A 23686-nucleotide genomic window follows, 5' to 3' on the forward strand; every position below is an offset into this window, starting at 1 on the left:
GCAGGAGCATCTTATTTTTTCATTTAAGATTCGTAAAGATCTTTTGAAACTTTTTCACGGTATTCCTCATTCGTGAGCATACTAAAAATGAATGAGTCAAAGTTTTCATATACTAACGTTCCATCCTCCATGGATAGATCATCTATCATTATTACTAACTCTACTTTTTGTCCATCTTTGTTTTCTACATACATAGCCTGATTAAGAACAAATGCAGTAGAACCACCTTTTGCACCAAAATGAGCAAATAATTCACGGTTACTTTCATGTAATTCCATCGGCCATTCCAATAAATCTCTTAAAACTTCCGTGACAACAGGTGAAAATTCATCTCTTGAAATAGTCGAAAGTAGTTTGCCATACTCCGAAGCAGATGATCCAGTTAAGCGATCTGACCATACACGTTGTACATCTAAGGATATATCTCCAATATCATTCGATTGAATTGTTCCATCTTTTAATTTCCCGCTCAATTCCATCGCTAATGCACGATATGAATCTATCGGCATATTCGTCAGTTCTTCAATCAATTGCTCTTCTGTATGTTCCTTTTTAATATAATTTGAAATAAATAAAGCCCCTACAATCGGATAAATTTCCTCATGCTGTATTATTCCTATATTCTTTAATCGATTATTTATCGCATTTGCTCCTAGCAGATCAATTAAAAAATCAGTGTTTGCATTGGAGCTATATAAAATCATCCCTTTAGCTGCTTCATGCAACGTGACTTCTTTATTTGGCTCTAAATTGCTCACCCATGCTTCATGAGCGCCTCCATCAGTTCCTTCAACATAGTAACGACTTAGTTCATCTAGCTGCACGACCATGTTTTGGTCTATTTTTCCTTCTTCAATTTGCATTGCATACTCTAAAGCAACAACAATTTTCACAACACTTGCAAGCGGTCTAACTACATCCGATTGATATGTAATTAGTTCTTCTCCATCTTGGGCTACATATAAAGACGTCGTTTCCGGATTATCCTTCAAATATTTCCAAATAACATCTGAGCTTTCTATCATATCAGGCTCATCTCTCATCATTTTATATATCGCTCCTCCGAGTAGTAATAAGATAAACAAATACATAACTATTCGTTTTTTCGTAAATGCTTTCTTGTTTACCATACGATTAGCCATTTATAAAGTTCCCTCCATACTAATATTTTCTTTTCAAAATAGTTATATTAATAGCATGTAAAATATATAAACCTGTTAGTAAAAACCAGATGGCTGATTTATATGCGGAATAATCTAGGGCACTGATATAATCATTGTATAGCTCGATTAACAACCATCCTAAAGGGATTAGCGGAAACACTATACTATATGACTGTTGGGAGATGCTACGACCTCTTTCGTCCTTTCCTTCACTTCCCCATTCAAACTTAAACGTCCAATACATTGCAAGGAAAAAGATCAACACATATGCAAGCCTCAAAACAACAAATAAATTTTCTAACATTTCATTATTCCTCCTCTGATCCATATTGAAAAACTTCATGTAAATCTACTTTGAACAACAAAGCAAGTTCAAAAGCCAACTTTAATGAGGGGTTATATTTGTTTTTTTCCAATGAAATAATTGTCTGTCTGCTTACTCCTAGTCGATCAGCTACTTCTTTTTGCGACATTCCTCGTTCTGCTCTTAATACAACAATTCGGTTGGTTATTTGTTTTTCATTTAAAAATGCCAAATTTTATCACCTCTATTCGAGAGTAATATATTTTTTACATAATGTAAAGTATTTATTACTTTATGTAAAAAAACTTTTACCTATTTCACAATTTTAAGTTATTCGTTATGATAGTAACAGGAGTTGATTTTTGTGGATTTATCAAAAAAATGGGTAATGGTTGTCATTGCTATTTTTTGTTCTGTACTATGGGGAAGCGCCTTCCCTGCATTAAAACTTACATATGCTGAGCTTCAAGTAGAAAGCAGTGACGTAACAGCGCAAATGGTATTGGCGGGTATCCGTTTTTTGATCGCAGGACTAATCGTTATCATTGGATTACTTATATTTAATCGTTCTGCTTTAATCGTTACACGTTCTCAATGGGGAGTATTATTGTTATTCGGAGTTATTCAAACTTCTTTGCAATATCTTTTCTTTTATATTGGTGTTTCTAATACGACTGGTATTCAGTCCGCAATCATTACATCAAGCAATACTTTTTTCACGATTTTAATCGCTCATTTTATTTATTCAAATGACCGCCTTAATTGGCAAAAATGTATTGGGTTATTCGCTGGATTTATAGGGATTATTGTAGCAAACTGGGGACAATCATTTGATGCTAATTTCACATTAACTGGCGAAGGATTTATGTTCTTGTCCGCGTTTACTAGTGCAGTAGGAACAATTATGGCGAAACAAATGGGGAAAGGAATTCATCCATTTGCTCTTTCTGGATGGCAGCTTACGATCGGTGCACTTATTTTACTAGTCATTGCTGTTCCATTTTTACCAGCAGGCTCGTTTCATTTTACTCCTTTGGCAATTGGGCTTTTAATCTATATGGCGCTATTATCCGCCGTTGCATTTGCTTTGTGGTATTCCATTTTGATGTATCATAAAGCGAGTCACGTAGGGATTTACAAGTTTTTCGTGCCCGTTTCAGGTGTCGGACTTTCTATTATGCTTTTGCCAGGTGAAAGCTTTAGCATCCAAATTGCTTTTGCATTAATATTTGTTGCACTTGGTATTTATCTAGTGAATAGAAAATAATTTTCTTGAGACAAGATTTCACCACCTCCATAAGTATTTCTTATACCTAATCATAATTACAATAAAATTTCCAAATGATATTATTTAAGATAAGCTTAACCTAGAAAAACAAGGGAGGATTTATCATGTCATTTATATTTAAATCAATCGACCATGTTCAACTAGCGGCTCCTAAAGGTTCAGAAACAATTGCAAGAAACTTTTTTGGTGAAATTCTTGGATTACAAGAAGTAGAAAAGCCTGAAAAACTAAGACGAAAGGGTGGAGTTTGGTTCGCATTTGCAAATTACCAGATTCATATAGGTATTGAAGAACCATTTGCTCCCGCCAAAAAAGCACATCCTGCTTTTCAAATAGAAAATTTAGAAGCATTAAAAATACATTTAACGAAAAATGAAGTCCGTTTTACTGTAGATAGTGATTTGCCAGGAGCAAATCGAATTTATATTCATGACCCTTTCGGAAATCGGATTGAAATTTTAGAGTGGATATAACACACTTATAGGGGGAGTCCATATGCCGTCTGTTGCTTTGCTAAGAGGTATTAATCTTGGGGCTAAAAATAAAGTCGATATGAAATCATTGAAGATATTATTTGAAGAAATGGGCTATGAAAATGTGCGGACGTATATTCAAACGGGTAATGTGATTTTTGATAATGCTTCCCATGATGTCGGGCAAATTGAATCTGTTCTTCGAGAAAAGTACGGATTCGATATTCCAGTTGTTATTCGAACGAAGGAAGAGCTTGAAGAAATACAAAAACATCCCATTTTCTCAAAAGACCAAGTGTATGTCATGTTTTTAGAAAAAGAAATTACAGACGAGCAGCAAGTGCTTCTTAACAGCCTAGTCGACGATGAATTTATCGTTTGGAATCGCCGAAATGTCATTATCAATTTATTTAAAAACTATCACCAAACAAAGTTTACAAATGCTTTCTTTGAAAAGAAACTCGGCATGACATCTACTGCGAGGAATCAAAATACGGTGAATAAAATATCGTTGAAAATGTAAACTAGTTTTGGCGATTTATTAGTGGATTGTCCAATTTTAGAATCCGTTTGTCCAGTTATGCAAAAAGATTGTCCAATTGTCCTTAATAACGTCTTTTCCATTGGAAAAGGCAGGCACTTTTTAAACAGTGCCTGCCTTCTTTTATTACAAATCATCAAATCCATTATCAATCGCATTCACTTTTACGTATTGGCGTGATTTTTGTTCGAAGAAATCTGTCTTTGTACCATCGATATTATCTGCATACGCACGAATCCATTTCATCGGATTTTCAACATATTCAGGGTAGATTTCCTCAAGACCAATTAGACGCAGCATCTTGTTTGCACGATATTTAACATACCCGTGCATTTCTTCCACATCAATTCCTTCAATATCTTTTAAAACATAATTTGACCATTCGATTTCTAGTTCTACAGATTCCTTAAACTGATCATAAACCCAACCAATTAACTCATCATTATTATGCTCTGGATTTTCAGATAAAGTTGCTCTAAATAATTCGGAAATATAGCGGCCATGCTCCAGTTCATCTCGGTTAATATAACTAATCATCGTTGACGTACCAACCATCTTATTATAGCGAGCTAAATTATAGAAAAATGCAAAGCCAGAATAGAAGAATAGTCCCTCTAATAAAGTTGTATACGTTAATGTTTTCAATATGTTTTCGGTTGTAGGATTTTCTACGAATTCATTATAATATTTTTCGATATTTTTATTTCTTTTACGCAAAATAGCATCCGTTCTTCCAAGTTCAAATGATTTATTTTGCTCATCCAACGACACGATTGATGATAAAACGTAAGAATAGCTTTCATTATGCACAGCTTCTTGTTGTGCAATGACTGCCATAATCGACTGAACAGAGGCATCTGTTGCATATAACGAGAGTAACAATGCCGTTCTTGTTTGTGGTGCGTCTAGCGTTGCAAGCAAGCCAATAATTTTTAAATAAGCATCTTGCTCTGCTTTTGTTAATGAAGGGAATTGCTTCACATCACTAGACATATTTACTTCATCTGCTTGCCAGTAGTTCCCTAATAATCGTTTATAAATTTTATACCAGTGCGGATATGCAATGTCGTTCCAATTTAATATTCCGCTGGATTTCCCGTTAAAAATTCCCGTTGATTTATTCGGATTTCTCGGGTCTAATGTTTTTGCCTTTTGCATTTTTTAATACTCCCTCTAACCATGTAGTTACTATTTTCTCTTGGCTTCCTCTTGGCGATTGTTCTATTTTCAAACCACGAATATCACTATTAAAAAACTTCACTAGTTTATCAACAGCTCCACAAAAAAGATCATCTCCACCAAACTGCGTGTCTCCAGAACCAAATACAAAGACGTTATTCGGTTTATAACCAACTTCCCGAACAAAGTCTTTCATCTCATCTGGCGTACTTCCCCTATCCCATGTGAACGTTCCTAAAAATACTTTGTCATATACAGATAGGTCTGGCACTAAGCCATAACCTATCATGTACATATCTACAGCATAATCGTTCTCGATTAGCTGCTTTTGTAGCAATTCCGCTACTTCCTCTGTATTTCCGCTATAGCTCAAAAAACAAATAATTGCTTTCATTAGCTTGAGCAAGAATCACAATCAATCAATTCAACAGATGTGGAACGAACGTAATACGTTGTTTTCAAGCCACTATTCCATGCATCTAAATGTAAATCTAATAACTCTTTTGCTTTAATCGTATTTTGTACATATAAATTCAGCGAAACACCTTGGTCAATATGGCGTTGACGTGCTGCATTTTGTTTCAATGTCCAGTGCTGATCAATGAAATAAGCCGACTTGTAAAACCATGTTGTTTCCGAATTTAAATCTGGAACAGTAACTGGAATTTTATAATCCTTTTTCTCTTCGGAGTAAGACTTTTGGAAAATCGGGTCGATACTTGCCGTACTTCCAGCTAGAATAGATGTCGAAGAGTTCGGTGCAACAGCCATTAGATAGCCATTACGCATGCCGTGCTCCGCTACTTGATTACGCAATTCATTCCACTCATTGCTCTCGTACTGACGCTCTTCAAAGTAAGCCCCTGTTTGCCAGTCTGACCCGTCGAATAAAGGATAGGCCCCTTTTTCTCTCGCCAACTCCATAGAAGCCTGGACAGTTAAGTAAGCAATGTTTTCATATAATTTATCCGCAAGTTCTACCGCTTCATTGGATTCCCAACGAATACTGCTTAACGCAAGTAAATGATGCCAACCGAACGTACCAAGACCGATTCCACGATATCTCGCATTTGTTCGCTCCGCTTGAGGAACTGGAATCATATTCAAATCAATTACATTATCTAGCATGCGTACTTGGATTTTAATCAAACGCTCTAGCACGTTTTCTGGAACCGCACGTCCTAAATTAATAGAAGACAAGTTACAAACAACAAAATCTCCTGGTTTGCGTCGTGTGACAATCACGTCATCCTCTAAAGCAATCGATTCAAACGAAGTAGCGCTCATGTTTTGGAATATTTCCGTACAAAGATTACTACTATAAACCATCCCTGCATGCTTATTTGGGTTGCTGCGATTCACTTGATCACGATAAAACATAAATGGTACACCTGTTTCTAATTGACTTTTCATAATGCGTTTCATCAAGTCGATTGCAGGAACTGTTTCGCGCGATAAACGACTGTTATTGACACATTCCTCATATTTCTCTCGGAAAGAACCTTGGCCACGCTTTTCATCATAAAAATCTTCCAGTGAATAGCCCATTTCCGTACGCACTTCATGTGGATCAAACATATGCCACTCCCCACGTGCATCAACTTTTTCCATAAATAAATCCGGTAAACAAACACCTGTGAATATATCATGTGCACGAAGTCGATCATCCCCGTTATTTAGCTTCAAGTCTAAAAACGTAAATATGTCCTTATGCCAAACATCTAAATATACTGCAATTGCTCCTTGGCGTTGTCCAAGCTGGTCTACACTAACCGCTGTATTATTTAGCTGTTTAATCCAAGGAAGCACCCCACTTGATGCACCTACAAATCCACGAATAGAAGAACCTCGACTGCGAACTTTCCCCATATAAATTCCGATTCCGCCACCGAACTTAGAAAGTGTTGCAACATCTGTATTGCTATCGTAAATTCCTTGTAGGCTATCATCTACCGTATCAATGAAACAACTAGACAATTGCCCATGCGGTTTACCTGCATTAGAAAGTGTCGGCGTTGCGACCGTCATATATAAATTACTAAGCGCCCAGTATGCTTCTTTTATCTTTTCGATTCTATTCACTTTTTCCTGTTGCATTAAAGACATTGCAATGATGAGCCATCTCTCCTGTGGCAGCTCCGCAGTTGATTTATCAAAGTCTTTCGCAACATAACGATCGATTAATGTTTTTAAAGCAATGTATGTAAATAAATTATCACGCGCTGGTACAAGCACTTTTGATAATTCTTCTAGTTCACTTTGTGAATATGCCTGCAGTAAACGTTGATCATACAACCCTTTGGCAGATAAACTATTCACATGCTGTGCAAAATTATCGTAAACAGTATCGGCAGTCAGCCCACGAATACCCGCTTGTGTTTCATACAAATCTGCTAAATAAATTCGAGCCGCAACAAATGTCCAGTATGTTTCTTGCTCATCTAAAAAGCTTAATACCTCAAGTGCCATCGACTTCGACCAGTCAGATGACGTTCCTTCTGGAAATTTCTTCACCCATTTTTCATGTGATTTAATAAGTGGAGCTATATTTTTTTCACCAAATTCTTTCACTAATTGCTCTATTATTTCTTGTTTGACTGTATACGTAATCGACGTCATTATTTATTCCTCCTTATTTTCAAAACACACAAAAAAACGATGCCCCTAGCCACTTCGGCTGAGTCATCGCTCATGTTTAAAAAGTAGGAAACAATAAGACACTTCTATCCATGTAGACAGAGAGAGTCCTTCGCCCCCACCTCTCAACCCCCGAAGAAAGTGTTGCTTCATCGATCAAAAGGCAGGTCTACTGGCTCGTGTTTCATCCTCCCGTTGCCCTTCCCACGAATTTTCGCAGTGGCTGTTTCAACAGTCGTCTACACTTACAGTTGCGGGGACAGCTTCGGCATTTTACCGAATTCCCTATTAAACCATAAAGGTACCTTTAAATCGTTCACATACTATATATTGTGTTTAATTCACTTATTTAATCTAACATATTGTGTTTATGCTTGTACATAGGAAAAAAGACTATTCGTTTTTAATAAAAAAAACACGTCTGTTGATTATCCTATTTTTTGAAAATTTGTGCTAATAGGCGTCTTAGTGAATAGCCACTATACCTTCGCGCTTGCCGCACCTTGCATTAGCCAACTTGTACTGCGCCAAATTAGGTCTAATACTTCGGCTCATGCGGCCCGACGCGCTACGGCATTAAGTAAATCTCTATCTGTCACTCTACGTTTTAGTAAGAAACTTTTTTAATAGAGGGATAGCCTGAAAGCTTCCGATATGCTCCAATGGATTAGAGCGAAAGAATCGACAGAAGCAGGCCCGAGATAAGCGTCCGACCCTGTAGCGCAAACCCCTGCAGAAACCACTAAACTGAATAAAATACTTAATCAACACGCGTGTAAAAATTCTCGGCATAATTAATGAGTCTAAATACCCATTTTCCAAATAGCGCATCAAGAACACCACATAAAACTCTATAAGTACTACATATTTTCACTAAAAGCACACATAAACCACTACGAGCACCGCATAACCTAAGCAATAAAAAAACAGACACTCTAAGAATGTCTGCCTGTTTAAACTGACAAGAAAGAATACGCTTCCACTTTCTTCTTATAAAAATAAAACAACTGCAAGCACTGCGGCTAACACTAAGCGATAAATTGCGAATGGTGTTAACTTAATCCGGTCAATAAGTTTTAAGAAAAACTTGATCGAAAGAAGTGCGAATATAAATGCACTTATAAATCCAACAGCATAAAAACTCATATGATCCATATTAATAGCATCCCAATTTTTCAGAAGGGATAAAAAGCTTGCTCCCGCCATAATTGGCACGGCCATAATGAATGTGAAGTCTGCAGCCGTTTTATGGTTCATTCCGAAAAGTACACCACCTGAAATGGTAGCTCCTGAACGAGAAAACCCTGGCCATAACGATAGACATTGCACAAGACCGACCTTTAATGCTTGAGAATATGTAATTTGATCTAGTGTTTTAGTTTTTGGATTTTTTGGACCAAATTTATCAGCAAAAATCATCAAAATTGCTCCGATTACTAAGCCAACCAATACAGTTTCCGTTCTAAATAAGTACTCATCAATATAATCTTCAAACAATACTCCAAGTACTCCCGCTGGAATTAAACCGACCAATACGTGCGTTAGTTTTAACTGTCCACCAGACGCAGTATCTTTCATCTTATAAAGGCCAACCAAACTGAATAATCGTTTCCAAAAAACAACTACTACCGCTAAAATAGACCCTAACTGCACAACGATCTTAAATGTATTCGCAGAAGGTCCACCTAGAAATTCCTTCGTCTGCAACCACATATCATCCACAATAATCATATGTCCTGTAGAGGAAACAGGAGCGAACTCTGTCATCCCTTCTACAAAACCTAATATAAGTGCTTTTAACAACTCTATAAATTCCATATGATCTCCTTACGTTCGTTTTTTAAAATACCAAACAAGAAAAGCTACTCCTACTATTGCTAAAATAATATACACTATGTTCGAGTAAATATCCATATACTCTACTATATCCGTCCAATTATCACCAACTGCAGCTCCAACTGATACTAGCGTCGTATTCCAAATTAACGTTCCTAACGTTGTGAACAATAAAAACAATGGAAATGTCATCTTCGACATACCTGCTGGAATCGAAATAAGACTTCGCACGATCGGTACGAGCCTACCAAAAAACACTGCCCATACACCGTACTTATTAAACCAAGATTCCGCTTTATGAATATCTTTACTCGTCAGTCGCAAAATCTTTCCATACTTTCGAATTATTTTCTCCAAACGCTCTACATCTAGCAGCGTCCCAATCCAGTATAAAATCACTGCACCTATAACCGAACCAGCAGTCGACGCAAAAATCATGCCAACTTTCGTCATGCTAGTCGTAGTCGTCATAAACCCTCCAAGCGTTAAAATCACCTCAGAAGGAATAGGAGGGAAAATATTCTCGATTAAAATTAATAAAAATACACCTACATATCCAAACTGGTTCATCCAGTCGGTAATCCATGCTTCCACTACACTTCCACGCCCTCTAATAGAATGTTTACTGACCATAATTCCGATTGACTACCTAAACGGATAGGGGGACCCCAAAAACCAAATCCGGAAGAAACGATTGCATGTAAACTACTTTTTTGTTTATAGCCATAATCTAGTTCAAATAATTTTCGCGTGAATAAATGATTGGGCCACATTTGCCCACGATGCGTATGTCCCGACACATGAAAGTCTACCCCTTCTGTCTCAGGGATTAACAAATTCGACGGAGTGTGATCCATCACTAGCCAAGGGAAATTTCGTTCCATTGGTGCTAATTCTGAAAGCTGTTTTCTCTCTTTATTCGTCAAATCTTCTCTACCAGTTATATAAAACGAATTAGCTACTAAAATAGTTTCATCTAATAGCATCTGTACGCCCGACATGCTCATTTCTTCTACTAATAGCGGAATTTTCTTTCCATAATACTCATGATTTCCTAGTACTCCATATTTACCATACGTTGAAGTGAGCTGCTTCATAACCTCAGACATTCCATTTTTCACAAACCAAATTGGATCATCGTCTACTAAATCCCCCACGAGTAATACAACATCTGGTTTTTGCTCGTTCGATTTTTTGACAAAGCGTTTTAAATGCGCCTTATTGGATAATAAACCAAGATGGAAATCGGAAGCAACGACTACTTTCAATTGCGTTAACTTCGAATCTCTTTTAGGCATTTTAATCGATAGCTCTCGAACTACTGGAGTATATGCGTTGTATGTTCCTACTATAAGAATCAAAGCAAACACGGTAAGCACAAGTCCACCAATTATTTTTAGTTCGCTCGGAAAAATCCACGCAAAAATAGTGGCAATCGGAAATAAAATTAATCCATACTGCATAATAATCATCCAATAAGAACCTACTATATTAAATAATCGTAGTCGATGATCTATTCTCCCTATTATAATTGCATATGCAATCAATCCCCATATAATACTAAAACCCCACACGTTTACAGGTGTGAATGCTTCAAGCCATGTGTAAACACTCCATCCAAAGTAAAAAACAATCGCTGAATAGAGGAGAACTACTAATATACCTGCGCCAAGTTTTTTCATTTCTAGCTCCCCTTTTTTTCATTTAGTATAGCAGATTTTGAAAGCCCGACCTCATCTAAGCCTCTAGACCGAGACGAAAATCGTTTCCTAGACCGTTTGGAATCATTAGTGGAATTGATAAGCTATAAATACAAACGAGAGGAGGAACAATCATATGAAAAAATTTGGTTTATTAGTACTTGGTATTACCGCTGGAATAGTAGCTCTTGCAAGCTTAGGTTCTTTATTGGGACTTGGGGTGTCTGCGTTAATCGTATTTGCTGGTATACACTTCTACCTAAAGAGTGAATCTACTTTCTTGAAAATTATTTGGGCAATCGTAGGTATCATCGGATTACTTACTGCTGTTTCTAACGTACCTGGTTTCTTCGGAATTTTAGCAATCGTAGCTATCTGGTATGTAGTGAAAAAATGGAATAACGAATCTGTGAGCTTTTCAACACCTACAGTAAAATCGGATGACCCTTTTGTTAATTTCGAAAAACAATGGAACGAACTTTCAAAATAAGGAGGAAAATTAAATGACAACACTTTGGAAACGATTCAAATACTCGGTAGAGGCTGATTTACACAAAATGTTTGATAAAAAAGAAGAAAAAAATCCAATTTCTATGCTGAATCAGTACATTCGTGAGGCTGAAAAGCAAACAGAACAAACTGGTAAATGGTTAGAACGCCAAGGAAAGCTGAAATTAGAGCTTGAAAAGGAGCTTGCAGAAACAACACAAATGGTGGAAAAACGTCAGCGACAAGTAGAACTTGCAGTAGCTAACAATGAAAAAGATCTGATCGAATTCGCACAAGCTGAAGTACACGCATATAGCGAAAGAACAACAGTACTACAAAACAGCATTCAACAAACAACAGAAGAACTTTTCGGTTTAGAGCGTAAATACGAAGAGATGAAGCATAAAATTAAAGATATGAAAGTTCGCCAACTGCAATTGATGGGCAAAGAAAATGTAGTACGTGCACATCATCAAATGGATCGTATGCTACAGCCTGAACAAAAAGAAAAAAACTTCGGTACATTCGAAGACATGGAAAACTACATCGAACGCCTTGGACAAAAGATTGAACAAGAGCACGAAATCACATCGATGGAACAACGTTTAGAAATGTTAGAAAAAAATGAACAACCAAAGAAAGAAATTGTGTAAACTAAAAGAAAGAGGAGAAGAAAAATACCTTCTCCTCTAATTTTTTCTATCATCACGAACAATAAGCTATATACTTAAGGTATTAAATATATAGCTTACTGTTTGTTCAACAGAAGGAGGAATACGTATATGAAAGATGGTCAAACAAACAAACTTGCTTTTATCCTTATTTGTTTTGTTTTTCTTATGTTCATAGAAGCTACAATTTTCGGAAACGGCAGTATTGTATTAGTCCTTCTTGGCATTGGGATGATTTATTTTAGCCTCCGAAGAAGAGCTCGCTTTTTATTTTGGACTGGATTCATTTTTATTATTATGGCTATCTTTTCTATGTGGAGCCTGCGTTTATTGCTCATCGCCATTATGATGTATGCACTTTACAAACTATGGAAAAACGAACCAATTCGTCAAATAATAAAACCTTTTGATACTGTATATAAAGAAACGCCTAATAGCATTATTCAAAACAAGCTTTTTTCTGCACAAACAACACCATTCAATGCCTACGAATGGCAAGATGTACATGTGCAAAGCTTTTACGGAGAGCATATGGTCGACGTAACGCAAACCGTTTTACCGAAAGGCACTTCTTTCATATCCATCCGTCAATCGCTTGGAAAAGTAACCATTTATGTTCCTTATGAAGTCCCAGTAAGAGTACATTATGCGACGATTATTGGGGAAGCAAATATTTTTGGTCGAGGCGTTCAACGTCTGTGGAATCAGTCTGTCGTATTGAAAGATGGTTATTTAGACGATGTAACTTATGCTTCTGAACTAGTCATCACTGTATCTACTTGGATTGGAGATATCGAGGTGGTTCGTAAGTGAAGATATTTTTCGGTCAAGGATTCTCTATTTTCTTCACTTTATTAGCATTGGCAACGGCGCTTTTATATGGTCTTTGGGGTTGGCCCAATGATAATGCTTGGTGGTCTTTACTTGATACTGCTTATGCGAATATTCCGTTCGGCGCTTGGATCATTATGATACTAGCTATCATAAGCTTTAGTTTTTCATTGAATACGCTGCAAAAAGTTCGTGATCAGGAGAAAAAAATCGAAGTTAGCTTACGACCGCTACTAGAAGCTGAAACATTCGTACCGACCAATAAAAAATATGCCTACTCTAAACGATTACATATGACCACAAACCAATTAGAGCAGCTTATTTTGACCCAGCGTAAAACGTTGCAACGAATTACAAACGAAAAAGCTGAAGCACAGGATAAGCTTATTCAGGAACGAATCGTGCAAGAGAGGCAACGTTTGGCAAGAGAGTTACATGACTCTGTATCTCAGCAATTATTTGCCGCATCCATGCTCCTTTCTACTATGGTTGAAATTGAAGAAGCACAGCACGGTGAAGCACATAAGACATTGACACAAACAGAAAAAATTGTGCAACAAGCACAGCTAGAAATGCGCGCTTTACTGCTCCATTTACGTCCAGCTGCACTGCATAATAAAACATTGAAACAAGGTATGGAAGAATTATTAATAGAATTACAACAAAAAGTATTTTTCACGATCCGTTATCGATTAGAAGAAGTACCTTTGCCAAAAGGAGCCGAAGATCATTTATTCCGCATTGCGCAAGAAACATTATCGAATACGCTACGACATGCAAACGCAACAGAAGTGGATATTTTATTCGTGGAGCGAGATGGTCTTGCAATTTTGCGCGTACAGGATAATGGTGTTGGATTTGAAATGGCAGAAGGAAAAGCTGGCTCGTATGGCTTAGAAAGCGTCATGGAAAGATCGGTAGAAATCGGGGCTGCTTGTAAAGTGGTATCAGTTCCGTCGCAAGGAACGATTGTAGAAGTGAAATTGCCGATCGAGAGAGGAGATGTAGACAATGATTCGAATATTATTAGCGGATGATCATGAAATGGTGCGCATTGGCGTGTCCGCTTATTTGCAAGCTCAGCCGGATATGGATGTTGTTGCAGAAGCAGTTAACGGGCAGGAAGCAGTTGAACTTGCACTTCAGCATAGGCCGGATATTATTTTAATGGATATGGTTATGCCCATTATGAACGGGGCGGAGGCGACTCATGAAATTGTCCAAAGATGGCCTGAAGCAAAAGTGATGATCGTGACAAGTTTTATCGATGATGATAAAGTATATCCTGCTCTTGAAGCAGGTGCTATTAGTTATTTATTGAAAACATCGAAAGCCTCTGTAATTGCAGATTCGATTCGTAAGACGTTAAATGGAGATGCTGTTTTAGAGCCTGAGGTTACGAATAAAATGATGAAACGCATGCGCCAAGGATCTTCTCAGGCACTACATGAAGATCTTACAGATCGTGAACTTGAAGTATTGTTACTGATGGCTGAAGGCAAAGCGAATCAAGATATCGCCGATACATTGTTCATCGCACTAAAAACTGCTAAAACACATGTGAGCAATATTTTATCGAAACTGGAAGTAAGCGACCGCACGCAAGCCGTCATTTATGCATTTGAACATCAGCTTGTACCATCGAAAAAATAACGCATATGGCCCTGTTATCATATGCTATGAAAAAGACGGGGTAAAGGATGTTTAAGTAGATGAGACCTGAAGATCTGTGTAACCAGTTTCTACCTGTAGATCTGTGTAACCAGTCGGAACCCGAAGATCCGAGTAACCAGTTACCACCTCGATTAGGTGCCACAGTAGGATTAATTGGAGCTATTATTATTACAATCGGCTTTATCGTCGATACCTTAGGTGAGGGAATCGAATTATCTGAAACGATTAAAAAAGACAAGATCGCTACGAAAGAAGCTGGACAACAACAGTCACAGCTTCAACAAATACACAATAAATTAGATTACTTAATGAATGAAGTAAATGAAATAAAGAGAAGAGGATGACCTAATTGATTGGGGCATCCTTTTTCAATTCTAGCCATTCTTCTAAAAAATCACTATAATCCCCTTGAAAATACTCATTGAAAAAAACCGAGAACGAATAGCTATCTACATATTTAAATTGAAATTGTTTAAAATATGCTGACAAGAATTTTAATGCCTCTTCTTGACCTCCAAGCTCTTTAAAGAAATCCCTTAATAAGATAGGGACTTTACCGTATATAGTAGAAACATAACCTTTTCCAAATTCCTCTTGAGCAATATTTACAATTTTTTTATTAGACTGGTACGCTGAAATGCGGAGCGCTCTTTCAAACCCAGTTGTCTCATCCCCATACTTATTTAATAAATACGTAGACGTTAGAAACACAGTTAAACTTTCATCCAACCAGGCGTCATTATATGGATTATTTGAAACCATAAAATAAAACCATTGATGTGCAATTTCGTGAACAAGTGTATTCTCGTAGTTTTGCTCGTTGTTCGATACTTCCACAATGTTTGGATATTCCATACCTCCATTGTTTGCTATAATATCTAATTCAGAGAAAGGATAATCCCCTATGTTTTCTTCAAAATAGGCAAATGCATCACTGGCATCCTTAATCATGAGTCCAGCAACGTTGGTTTTATTACTTGGAAAAAATAATCTCAAAGTGGTACCATTCACTGTCGATGTCTTGCTAATCCAATCTTTTGGGTCCAACAAAGCCATATAAAAGTCTTTAATATTATTCCCTTCAATTTTTCCTGCTGAAGTTTGTTTTATGTCCCCTTCATATCCTGAACTAGCAACAAGAAATTCTTTTGGAAGATCATAATTCACTACATAGCTCCCATAGCTTGTGTCGTACGATTCCCCTTTTATCAAATAATCATTAATATTCCATCCATTTTGGTAGTGTCCTAACATTGGATACCAATGGGCTAAGTAATAACTATCATCCACTCTTGATAATCTAAAACCATTTTCTGGGAGTTCCAGTGTATATTCTATTTTTACTTTCGTTGATTTTCCAGGCTTTAAGCTTTTTTCAAGTTTAAGAAAAAGTTTATTTTTTGTTAACTCGTATGGTATCTCTTTGCTAGATTTAGTAATTGAAATGATAGAGACCTTTCCTGAGTTTGGTAGAAGATATGGCTTATTTTCCTTTGTTAGTGCATTTGGAATAAAATCGAATCCAATATCCTTCCACGACTCTTTTGAATCATTCGTCACTTCAACCTCAGCACTAATATGGAATTTCTTATCATTATTTAGCTTTATATCTATAACGTAGGCTCCTCTTGCACCGGGAAGAATATTTTCTGAAGTTTCTAGTTTCACTTCTCCCGATGTTTTCTTTTCCTCACCTTGAGTTGTATACGCAAACAGACACAGAACACCTGTAAGTAAAGCTAACCCAACAAAAATGGCTACCATCTTAAATCGATTATTAGTTTTCATATAGTTACTAGCCCTCCGTATCCCACGATTGGTTGAAATTCTTCTATAACAGTTTCGACATATTCAAAGAAAACCCCTCTCTAATTTCTGAATTATGGAATAATTCACAGCGAATAAAAAAAGCCGACCTTGAAAATTTTTATTTTCGACAGTCAGCCTCATCTTTGTAAACAATTATTTGGTTAGACACTTGTTGATTTGATCGGCATTTAATAATATCGCATCCGTCCAATCTATATGAACTCCTTCTATAGCCCAATGTGGTGACCGCATTGCCTCTTCAAGCAACTGATCTCGCAAGAGTTGTTTTGCCGCTTCCAACTGCCCCGGCAATAAGACCTTCATCCCTATTCAACAATTGTTGCACGATTCAATGCGTGAATAATGCCTGAGTGGACGCCTTCGTGCCAACTTAAAAATTGGACTATCGCTTCTACTGTATTCATTTGATGATATTTACCAATAGACACTGGCTCAGCTAATACGTTTTGAAGGTTTCCTTCTAGCGCTGCTTTAATTCGTTCTGATTGATTTTTAAGCGCATTTACTAATTCCTCATTCGTTGGCGGTTCAACTTCCCATCCTTTTGGTGTTGTTCCAGGCGCGAATAATGGAATCCATTCGGCGTGTTCTAGCTCGTAAGTTGGGATTGCTTTTTGCGTCAGTTTTTCCACCAATACAAAAATATGCCCGATGTTCCAACGAATTGTATTGTTAAATCCTTTTGGCTGTATGTCCCAAGCTGCCTCATTGCTTTGTCTCAGCTTCCCCAATGTATAAGTTCGTGCAAAGTTTAACTGTTTAATCGTTTCCATCCTAACATCCCCTTTAGGTATTTTATTTAGTATAACAAAAGTTTGAAAATTCTGTTTTCCAACTAACCGAAAAAAGCGAGAAACCCTCACTCGGATTCCTCGCTTTTATTAAATTACGCCTATTTTCACCGTTACTTTAAACAAATCACCGTCTACTTCAACTCGTAAAATGCCTCCATGTAAATCCACGATCGATTGTGCAATCGCAAGACCTAGGCCTGATCCTTCTGTGTTTCGAGATGTGTCTGCACGTTTGAAACGCTCCGCTAACTCATCTACATCATCCCCTAGCTCATACTTTGTAATATTTTTCACTACAAAAATAGCTTCTTTGTCTACTTCATCTAACGCAATATATACGCGTGTTCCAGGAAGTGTATATTTAATTGCGTTCAAGATTAAATTGTCTAGTACTCTCCACCATTTTTGTCCATCTACATAAGACATAATTGGTTTCGTTCCAATCGTTACTCGGAAATCTAATCCGGACTTATCAATTTCTTCTTGATGCTCTGCAATCGCTTGCTGCAATAATTGAGTAAGATCTACTTTTCGTCTGTCTAACTCCATATTGCCAGAAGCCATTTTCGACACTTCAAACAAATCTTCAATAAGTGTTTTTAAACGCATCGATTTTTTATCCAAAATCGCAATATAGGATGCTCGCTCTTCATCCGTAACATTTGGATTTTTCAACAAATCTGTATACGTAATAATAGATGTTAATGGTGTTCGTAAATCATGACTTACATTCGTAATTAGCTCCGTTTTCAATCGCTCACTTTTTGCTTGTTCCGAATGCGAAGACTTCATTTGATCACGAAGGGCATTTAAACTTGCTGCCTGGTCCGCAAAAACTGATTTCCCCTTTACTTCCATTTCATTGCGAAGTACACCTCTTGCCATTTCTTCCGTTTTGACGAATAAACGATTCAAGTATGCTGTTTTTGACAATAAAACAACGAGCACAGGAATACCTATGAATAAAGTCGCCGGTATCCACACAAGTATTGCTGCTCCAGCCACAAATACAAGCATCGTTCCGAAGCCCCAGAAAAAGACAACAACTAATAAAACAAGTATTTGAACGCCAATTGATCGCTTCAAAAAGAACCCTTTTAACGAAAGACTCCATTTATAAACTAAACTATTTTCCCATTCTCCTAAAAACGACTGCACAGTTCGATTATTACTAATTAGCCATTTCCACTGATACAATGCGAATAAAGTTAATACAATTGCACAAAGAGCATTAAAAATGATAGATGTGAAATTGAAGTAATGATTATTATTCAGCGTGTAATTAGCATACAAATAAAAAGCACTACTTGATAAGCTAGAAATAAAGCCTATTGCCGCCACAATTATTACCATGATGACCGCTAACTTCACATCAATTGGCAAGCGACGGTACGTTTCTTCCACCTCTACTAAACGGAAGCTATCTTTTGTCTTTCTCCAAAGAACAATAAATGCGATACCTGCTATAAGTCCAATTGCCGATACTGCATAAAAGAAGCGTTGCTGTGCAATAAATGCATTATAATCACTCGATCTTGCTCCATTTAGAATACTTGCATTGGGAATAGCAATCGTTCCTTCAAAACGTCCCAACCGATCTCCCAGTAGATCGCTCATATCAGTATCAGCTTCTACTTTTACAGTTGTTGTTTCACCAGTAACTGCTGTATAGCTAGTATCAAAAGAGTTTTCCACATATTCACTAAAACCTACTGAATAGTAAATTCTAGATTCATGTAAATAACCTGAATTACCGGAATATACTTTCTTAAATGCATTTTTTGCTTCCATTTTACCATTCGTATAATGTTCATTTGTCTCCACATTTTTCAAATCATACACAAAATCACTGTATGATTTTTCAAAAACACTTTTCTCTCTAGCAATTGATTTAAAATAAGATTCTATTTTCATTTCTTTTTCTTTTCTTATCTTCTCTTCAATATGCTTGTCATCTGTAAAGTTTTTTGAAATATCATCGATTTTTTTATCTCGTGCAGCAATCGATGCCTCATCTGTTCTACCTTCGTATTGAGATTTAATAGAATCCAATTGCTCCTGCATATCCCCATATCTGTAACGATGTTCTTGGATATCATCCATTGATACAGTAATGTTTTTTATCAATTCGTTTTTATCTGGTGTAGCAATAATTAAAGGTACAAGTCCTTGCTCAAAATTTACAAGTTCGTTTTGAAACCGGTCACTTTTAAAATAGTCTTTCCCTATATATTGACCCCCTCTGTCTAATACTGTAAAAACAGAAAACACTGTTATAACTGCAAGTAGCGCTAATAATATATTTTTCCCTATAGAATGCTTCATTTCTACACTCCCCCCTTTACAATTCGTATAATTTGAACAAAGCTTTGGTTAACTTCCAAAAAGGGAAGTGCATTGATTAAGCAGTAGGACAAGCTAATGATCCCGCATAAAACAGCTGAAATGGATAGGATTGCATTCCATCTATTTCTCGATTTTATAGCCAACGCCCCACACCACCTTTAAATATCTTGGACTTTTTGGATTTGTTTCTATTTTTTCTCGTATTTTTCGAATATGAACTGCCACTATATTTTCTGCGTTGTACGCTGGTTCATTCCAAACACGCTCATATATTTCATTTATGGAAAAGACACGACCGGCATTTATCATGAGCAACTCGGTAATTTTAAATTCAATTGGTGTCAGCTTTACGATTTCCCCTTCAACGGTTAGTTCCTTTGCGTCTTGGTTTAACGTAAGCCCATCAATCTCAACTACTGCCTGCTGTCCTTGATATGTGCCTAGTTTTGTATAGCGTCTAAGCTGGGATTTTACTCGCGCAACTAGCTCCATTGGATGAAATGGCTTTGTTACATAATCATCTGCTCCAACAGACAATCCATGAATTTTATCCGAGTCCTCTGCTTTTGCACTTAGCATAATAATCGGGATATTTTTTTGCTCCCGTATTTTAAACGTCGCCGCAATGCCATCCATTTTCGGCATCATAATATCTAAAACAATGACATGCACTTCATTTTCTTCTATTAACTGTAGCGCTTCTAATCCATCCGCTGCTTTTAGTACATTGTATCCTTCATTTTTCAAATAAATTTCAATACCATCTCGTATATCCTGATCATCATCCGTCACTAAAACGGTAAACTGTGTCATATTGTTACCTCCTCACTTGGCTTTCTTATGTTTCTTATTGTACCCTTCATTTATGAACATTCCAGTAGGATAAATATGAAGAAATTCTTAAGAAATGAAAAAGAGCACCCAGATGGATGCTCTTGATGTTTAATTAATATCTTATCGTACTTCAACCGTTGTGCAGGTGCCTTATTTAATTTAAAATTTCTACTCCTACGTTAAAATCTATAGTTATTTTCCTCCCATCTCGATCAATAACATATCCTTCTTTATCGCCTGCATATATATATTGAGCATAATCAAGATTTTGTTTACTTTCAACAGTAGTTGCTAGTTCAAAATTTGACATTATTATTTTATTGTCGTCAATTTTTGTAATCGGATTGAAATAACCAAAGAAAAAACGAACCGCATCAGTAGAACTAACCCTCCAGTATAACTCACCAGAAATCTTTGTTGTAATGTCTGCTCCATCATCTCCAAGATTATCGAAACCATTTCCAATAATGGTTAATTCATCTTTAACCCTATCATACTGAAACTTAGTAACTTCAAAACCTCTTTCTACCTTTATGGTTGGTCGACTTATGGCTTCTATTCCTCTCGTTTCTCCTACACTTTCAACAGGCGTTACTCCAAAGAAGATATATTTTCCTATATCATCCGCTTTTAAAGTGTACTTATCTGAAGTAGCACCACTAATTTCTATTGTGTTCGTACCAGAGGCATCATTTGCACGATACCATTTGAATAAAGATGTACCTTCAACATCCTGTTCATTATCTGAATACGTATAAGAACCAGTTAACGTATATCCCGCTTTCACGATTCCACTTATCGTTACATTTGTTGCTGTTGGTGCATTATTGGCTGCTACAGTTATATTTACTGTATATGTGGTAGTAGTTCCGTCTTCCGAGGTAACTACTACTTGCCACGTAGATCCGTTATTCAATGTTGTTGCTTGGCCTATAACTGCTTTTGTGTCTGTTGGTGTTGCCAAGATATTTACGATTGCTTTATCAGTTCCTGCTGGGAGTGTGACATTATAAATCTTTGAATCAACCGCATCCTTCGTAGCGAGGTCGCCGTTCACAGTAATTTCACTTACAGAAGAAATGCTCGATTTTACTTGAATTAAATCAATTGCTGCTTTTGCATTAGCTAATGCTAGTGTAACTTCTGTTGTAGTTTTGGCAGAATTGATAGCAATTACTCCAGTTGCTTTGCCCTTTTCTATTTCTGCCCAGTTCGCAGCACTATAACCGGCTTTTACATCCACTTTATATCCAGATAGTACTTTTATCGCATCTGCCTTCGCTAAACGTAATGCTCGTTGCGCCGAATTTTCAGATGAACCTCCTCCACCGCCGCCTGTTGGTGGTGGTGATGTCGGAACTACTGGTGGTACTGGCAAAACGATTGCTTGGATTCTTTTCAATTCTTTTAGTAACGCTTGATGGAATGGATTTGTACTTGATAGTTTAGCTGCTAGAGCTTGGATTTCTTCTATCACCTTTTGTGCTTCTTCTTTTTTTCCTTCAAGTAATAATTGCTGTACATTTGCAGCTTTCATGATGATCGTTACAGGAATAATTAGGTCATCACGTTTTGCATCTGCTGGATTTTTATATTTTTCTAGCAGTAGATCACGAGCTGCTTTTCCTGTGAAACGATATAAAATAGACGATCTTGATTTTAGTTGGACCGAAAGCTTGTGATACGCTTTTTCCACTGCTAAGAAATCATTTTTTGCTTCTGCTTCTTTTATTTCTTTTAGTAAGGGCTCTAAATATTTTGTTGCGTAGTTGTACGCATCAATGTACGGAATGAGCCCTTTGCTAATTTTTTCTTCGTACAATGCTTCTAGTTCTTTCAACTTCGCTTGTTTTTCTTTTTCTGACAAATTAGATGCCAGAATGAGTTTTTTCGTTGCTTCGTAGTTTTTCTTCACACTGTTTAATAGTGGATAAAGTGCAGAGCTTGGTGCAAGTTCCCCTTTTAGTGTTGGATCTACATAAGCTAACGCCGCTTGTTCCATTTCCATTTTCACGGTATCCATTGATTGTTGGACGGAAGTAGTTTCTCCGTAGGCAACTGGTGAAAAAGATAGGATTGTCGAAATGAGTAAGACAGCTATCACTATTTCTTTCCATCATTTACTTTTCATAATTCCCCTCCTCTTATAAAGGTAGTTTTTTACATACTATCTTTAATGATAAACTAGCTATTGATTATAACAATATTGACAAATGTTAGTGATCCAAAAGCCACACTTGTTATATATGGTTTCAATGAGCTTGTGATTCCCCTTCTTTTGGGAGATGTTTTAAAAAAGTAAAATCCCCTTAAGTCCTAAAAGGCTTAAGAGGATTGTTAATACCCATAAATTTACATCACTTTTCAAAATGATATTCCATGTCACCAGCCATTGCTTCCGGAGTATCGCCTGTTTTACGGAAATCATGTGTATAAATTTCTTCAAATGGACCAAAGTCAATTTGTTTATAAAATTCAAAGCAAGGGAAACCATCGTGTGAACCTTTGATTGTTACAGAGCCATCATTCGATGCAGAGACCTGAAGTAAGTAATCGACTGCTGGTGCTATAGGACTTAAAGGATTAGATGCGCTAGCGTGCATATCAAATGTCACTGAATCGTCTTGCCATACAATATTCTCACATAAGATTCCATCACTACTTGCCTGTCCTTTATGTAGTTCTACAGAACCGTCAGCATGTGTAACTTTTAACGTTGTAATACCAGTATTGGCATAATTGAAAACCTCTTTTTTATAAAAATCGATTGTGACATCTTGCTCGACACGTGAACGCATCGTGTTGACCGTATGCGGTGTAAATTCTCGAGAATCCCCTTCAAATTCAATAACATCCTGTGTTTCTTCATTTTTAAAAGGGGGTAACCAGTTTAGCGGGATAAAAACGCTTGCTCTAATTTTTAGTACATTCATTCATATGACCTCCTAAGGTACAAATAGTAGACTTTGATCCTTATTTTTATAAAAATCTCTTTCACTATAAACTAAAAAAGGACTATGCAATACTGAGGAATGTTAATGTTTTGACTCTTAACACTACTAAATTTAAACTTTTTGTACTAAAATGAAAGATAAT

The 23686-nt window shown here is 36.8% G+C and carries 25 protein-coding genes and 1 riboswitch; of the genes, 9 read left to right on the forward strand and 16 right to left on the reverse strand.

What is annotated here, in order from left to right; genetic code table 11:
* Nucleotides 1–23: 23 nt before the first annotated feature.
* The 3 genes from RUH95_RS12255 to RUH95_RS12265 are packed head-to-tail and all read right to left on the reverse strand — an operon-like array spanning nucleotide 24 to nucleotide 1699.
* A complete protein-coding gene (locus tag RUH95_RS12255) occupies nucleotides 24–1142 on the reverse strand; it encodes a serine hydrolase (RefSeq protein WP_313893162.1) in 1119 nt (372 codons plus the stop codon).
* A 19-nt stretch (nucleotides 1143–1161) separates the two neighbouring features.
* Nucleotides 1162–1467 (reverse strand): hypothetical protein, encoded by a 306-nt coding sequence (locus tag RUH95_RS12260; protein ID WP_313893163.1) that lies wholly within the window; start codon nucleotides 1465–1467, stop codon nucleotides 1162–1164.
* 4 nt (nucleotides 1468–1471) lie between these two features.
* Nucleotides 1472–1699 (reverse strand): helix-turn-helix transcriptional regulator, encoded by a 228-nt coding sequence (locus RUH95_RS12265; protein ID WP_313893164.1) that lies wholly within the window; start codon nucleotides 1697–1699, stop codon nucleotides 1472–1474.
* A gap of 132 nt (nucleotides 1700–1831) precedes the next feature.
* On the opposite strand from RUH95_RS12265, the gene RUH95_RS12270 reads away from it, so the two are divergent.
* The 3 genes from RUH95_RS12270 to RUH95_RS12280 all read left to right on the forward strand — a co-directional run bounded on the left by RUH95_RS12270 (nucleotide 1832) and on the right by RUH95_RS12280 (nucleotide 3751).
* On the forward strand, nucleotides 1832–2734 hold the full coding sequence (locus RUH95_RS12270; RefSeq protein ID WP_313893165.1) for a DMT family transporter: 903 nt from the start codon (nucleotides 1832–1834) through the stop codon (nucleotides 2732–2734).
* 125 nt (nucleotides 2735–2859) lie between these two features.
* Nucleotides 2860–3228, forward strand: coding sequence for a VOC family protein (locus tag RUH95_RS12275; RefSeq protein ID WP_313893166.1), 369 nt, complete (start codon nucleotides 2860–2862; stop codon nucleotides 3226–3228).
* Nucleotides 3229–3250: 22 nt separating this feature from the next.
* On the forward strand, nucleotides 3251–3751 hold the full coding sequence (locus RUH95_RS12280; RefSeq protein ID WP_313893167.1) for a DUF1697 domain-containing protein: 501 nt from the start codon (nucleotides 3251–3253) through the stop codon (nucleotides 3749–3751).
* Nucleotides 3752–3895: 144 nt separating this feature from the next.
* Here RUH95_RS12280 and RUH95_RS12285 read toward each other — a convergent pair whose 3' ends face one another.
* The 6 genes from RUH95_RS12285 to RUH95_RS12310 form a co-directional block, all read right to left on the reverse strand.
* The gene (locus RUH95_RS12285) at nucleotides 3896–4927 is read right to left on the reverse strand and encodes a ribonucleotide-diphosphate reductase subunit beta (protein WP_313893168.1); all 1032 of its coding nucleotides are present in this window, start codon (nucleotides 4925–4927) and stop codon (nucleotides 3896–3898) included.
* Nucleotides 4887–5342 carry a flavodoxin gene (locus RUH95_RS12290; protein ID WP_313893241.1) on the reverse strand — a complete coding sequence of 152 codons (456 nt, stop codon included), beginning with the start codon at nucleotides 5340–5342 and terminating at the stop codon, nucleotides 4887–4889. The genes RUH95_RS12285 and RUH95_RS12290 overlap by 41 nt, the downstream gene beginning before the upstream one ends.
* Nucleotides 5342–7567 (reverse strand): ribonucleoside-diphosphate reductase subunit alpha, encoded by a 2226-nt coding sequence (locus RUH95_RS12295; RefSeq protein ID WP_313893169.1) that lies wholly within the window; start codon nucleotides 7565–7567, stop codon nucleotides 5342–5344. The genes RUH95_RS12290 and RUH95_RS12295 overlap by 1 nt, the downstream gene beginning before the upstream one ends.
* Before the next feature lie 163 nt (nucleotides 7568–7730).
* Nucleotides 7731–7909: riboswitch (cobalamin riboswitch) on the reverse strand.
* A gap of 666 nt (nucleotides 7910–8575) precedes the next feature.
* Nucleotides 8576–9403, reverse strand: coding sequence for an undecaprenyl-diphosphate phosphatase (locus RUH95_RS12300; protein ID WP_313893170.1), 828 nt, complete (start codon nucleotides 9401–9403; stop codon nucleotides 8576–8578).
* 9 nt (nucleotides 9404–9412) lie between these two features.
* Nucleotides 9413–10015, reverse strand: coding sequence for a DedA family protein (locus RUH95_RS12305; protein WP_313893171.1), 603 nt, complete (start codon nucleotides 10013–10015; stop codon nucleotides 9413–9415).
* A complete protein-coding gene (locus RUH95_RS12310; protein WP_313893172.1) occupies nucleotides 10015–11103 on the reverse strand; it encodes a metallophosphoesterase in 1089 nt (362 codons plus the stop codon). The genes RUH95_RS12305 and RUH95_RS12310 overlap by 1 nt, the downstream gene beginning before the upstream one ends.
* Nucleotides 11104–11257: 154 nt before the next feature.
* On the opposite strand from RUH95_RS12310, the gene RUH95_RS12315 reads away from it, so the two are divergent.
* From RUH95_RS12315 to RUH95_RS12340, 6 genes are all read left to right on the forward strand, one after another.
* A complete protein-coding gene (locus RUH95_RS12315) occupies nucleotides 11258–11611 on the forward strand; it encodes a lmo0954 family membrane protein (protein ID WP_313893173.1) in 354 nt (117 codons plus the stop codon).
* 13 nt (nucleotides 11612–11624) lie between these two features.
* Nucleotides 11625–12263 carry a PspA/IM30 family protein gene (locus RUH95_RS12320; RefSeq protein ID WP_313893174.1) on the forward strand — a complete coding sequence of 213 codons (639 nt, stop codon included), beginning with the start codon at nucleotides 11625–11627 and terminating at the stop codon, nucleotides 12261–12263.
* Nucleotides 12264–12392: 129 nt separating this feature from the next.
* Nucleotides 12393–13094 carry a cell wall-active antibiotics response protein LiaF gene (liaF, locus tag RUH95_RS12325; protein ID WP_313893175.1) on the forward strand — a complete coding sequence of 234 codons (702 nt, stop codon included), beginning with the start codon at nucleotides 12393–12395 and terminating at the stop codon, nucleotides 13092–13094.
* Nucleotides 13091–14149 (forward strand): sensor histidine kinase, encoded by a 1059-nt coding sequence (locus tag RUH95_RS12330; protein WP_313893176.1) that lies wholly within the window; start codon nucleotides 13091–13093, stop codon nucleotides 14147–14149. The genes liaF and RUH95_RS12330 overlap by 4 nt, the downstream gene beginning before the upstream one ends.
* Complete coding sequence (locus RUH95_RS12335; protein ID WP_313893177.1) at nucleotides 14124–14765, forward strand: response regulator; 642 nt, start codon at nucleotides 14124–14126, stop codon at nucleotides 14763–14765. The genes RUH95_RS12330 and RUH95_RS12335 overlap by 26 nt, the downstream gene beginning before the upstream one ends.
* Before the next feature lie 59 nt (nucleotides 14766–14824).
* A complete protein-coding gene (locus RUH95_RS12340) occupies nucleotides 14825–15130 on the forward strand; it encodes a hypothetical protein (protein WP_313893178.1) in 306 nt (101 codons plus the stop codon).
* A gap of 1 nt (nucleotide 15131) precedes the next feature.
* Here RUH95_RS12340 and RUH95_RS12345 read toward each other — a convergent pair whose 3' ends face one another.
* The 7 genes from RUH95_RS12345 to RUH95_RS12375 form a co-directional block, all read right to left on the reverse strand.
* Nucleotides 15132–16574, reverse strand: a complete 1443-nt coding sequence (locus RUH95_RS12345) for a M1 family metallopeptidase (protein WP_313893179.1) — start codon at nucleotides 16572–16574, stop codon at nucleotides 15132–15134.
* Between the two features lie 174 nt (nucleotides 16575–16748).
* Nucleotides 16749–16907: a hypothetical protein gene (locus tag RUH95_RS12350; protein ID WP_313893180.1), complete on the reverse strand. Its 159-nt coding sequence runs from the start codon at nucleotides 16905–16907 to the stop codon at nucleotides 16749–16751.
* A gap of 14 nt (nucleotides 16908–16921) precedes the next feature.
* A complete protein-coding gene (locus RUH95_RS12355) occupies nucleotides 16922–17389 on the reverse strand; it encodes a DinB family protein (protein ID WP_313893181.1) in 468 nt (155 codons plus the stop codon).
* A gap of 108 nt (nucleotides 17390–17497) precedes the next feature.
* Complete coding sequence (locus RUH95_RS12360; RefSeq protein WP_313893182.1) at nucleotides 17498–19735, reverse strand: histidine kinase dimerization/phospho-acceptor domain-containing protein; 2238 nt, start codon at nucleotides 19733–19735, stop codon at nucleotides 17498–17500.
* A 141-nt stretch (nucleotides 19736–19876) separates the two neighbouring features.
* Nucleotides 19877–20569: a response regulator transcription factor gene (locus RUH95_RS12365; RefSeq protein ID WP_313893183.1), complete on the reverse strand. Its 693-nt coding sequence runs from the start codon at nucleotides 20567–20569 to the stop codon at nucleotides 19877–19879.
* 175 nt (nucleotides 20570–20744) lie between these two features.
* Nucleotides 20745–22694 carry a hypothetical protein gene (locus tag RUH95_RS12370; RefSeq protein ID WP_313893184.1) on the reverse strand — a complete coding sequence of 650 codons (1950 nt, stop codon included), beginning with the start codon at nucleotides 22692–22694 and terminating at the stop codon, nucleotides 20745–20747.
* A gap of 253 nt (nucleotides 22695–22947) precedes the next feature.
* Entirely contained in the window at nucleotides 22948–23523 is a 576-nt protein-coding gene (locus RUH95_RS12375; protein ID WP_313893185.1) for a DUF3238 domain-containing protein, read from the reverse strand.
* Nucleotides 23524–23686 lie beyond the last annotated feature (163 nt).

Source organism: Psychrobacillus sp. (assembly GCF_032154225.1).
Classification (GTDB): domain Bacteria; phylum Bacillota; class Bacilli; order Bacillales_A; family Planococcaceae; genus Psychrobacillus.

What these genes read in the sequence shown, in the direction of transcription:
- RUH95_RS12285 (WP_313893168.1), bottom strand. Translation starts at nt 4,927, where the DNA reads ATGCAAAAGGCAAAAACATTAGACCCGAGAAATCCGAATAAATCAACG.
- RUH95_RS12360 (WP_313893182.1), bottom strand. Translation starts at nt 19,735, where the DNA reads ATGAAGCATTCTATAGGGAAAAATATATTATTAGCGCTACTTGCAGTT.
- RUH95_RS12300 (WP_313893170.1), bottom strand. Translation starts at nt 9,403, where the DNA reads ATGGAATTTATAGAGTTGTTAAAAGCACTTATATTAGGTTTTGTAGAA.
- RUH95_RS12295 (WP_313893169.1), bottom strand. Translation starts at nt 7,567, where the DNA reads ATGACGTCGATTACGTATACAGTCAAACAAGAAATAATAGAGCAATTA.
- RUH95_RS12280 (WP_313893167.1), top strand. Translation starts at nt 3,251, where the DNA reads ATGCCGTCTGTTGCTTTGCTAAGAGGTATTAATCTTGGGGCTAAAAAT.
- RUH95_RS12345 (WP_313893179.1), bottom strand. Translation starts at nt 16,574, where the DNA reads ATGAAAACTAATAATCGATTTAAGATGGTAGCCATTTTTGTTGGGTTA.
- RUH95_RS12275 (WP_313893166.1), top strand. Translation starts at nt 2,860, where the DNA reads ATGTCATTTATATTTAAATCAATCGACCATGTTCAACTAGCGGCTCCT.
- RUH95_RS12355 (WP_313893181.1), bottom strand. Translation starts at nt 17,389, where the DNA reads ATGGAAACGATTAAACAGTTAAACTTTGCACGAACTTATACATTGGGG.
- RUH95_RS12320 (WP_313893174.1), top strand. Translation starts at nt 11,625, where the DNA reads ATGACAACACTTTGGAAACGATTCAAATACTCGGTAGAGGCTGATTTA.
- RUH95_RS12340 (WP_313893178.1), top strand. Translation starts at nt 14,825, where the DNA reads ATGAGACCTGAAGATCTGTGTAACCAGTTTCTACCTGTAGATCTGTGT.
- RUH95_RS12290 (WP_313893241.1), bottom strand. Translation starts at nt 5,342, where the DNA reads ATGAAAGCAATTATTTGTTTTTTGAGCTATAGCGGAAATACAGAGGAA.
- RUH95_RS12365 (WP_313893183.1), bottom strand. Translation starts at nt 20,569, where the DNA reads ATGACACAGTTTACCGTTTTAGTGACGGATGATGATCAGGATATACGA.
- RUH95_RS12260 (WP_313893163.1), bottom strand. Translation starts at nt 1,467, where the DNA reads ATGTTAGAAAATTTATTTGTTGTTTTGAGGCTTGCATATGTGTTGATC.
- RUH95_RS12255 (WP_313893162.1), bottom strand. Translation starts at nt 1,142, where the DNA reads ATGGCTAATCGTATGGTAAACAAGAAAGCATTTACGAAAAAACGAATA.
- RUH95_RS12310 (WP_313893172.1), bottom strand. Translation starts at nt 11,103, where the DNA reads ATGAAAAAACTTGGCGCAGGTATATTAGTAGTTCTCCTCTATTCAGCG.
- RUH95_RS12315 (WP_313893173.1), top strand. Translation starts at nt 11,258, where the DNA reads ATGAAAAAATTTGGTTTATTAGTACTTGGTATTACCGCTGGAATAGTA.
- liaF (WP_313893175.1), top strand. Translation starts at nt 12,393, where the DNA reads ATGAAAGATGGTCAAACAAACAAACTTGCTTTTATCCTTATTTGTTTT.
- RUH95_RS12335 (WP_313893177.1), top strand. Translation starts at nt 14,124, where the DNA reads ATGATTCGAATATTATTAGCGGATGATCATGAAATGGTGCGCATTGGC.
- RUH95_RS12375 (WP_313893185.1), bottom strand. Translation starts at nt 23,523, where the DNA reads ATGAATGTACTAAAAATTAGAGCAAGCGTTTTTATCCCGCTAAACTGG.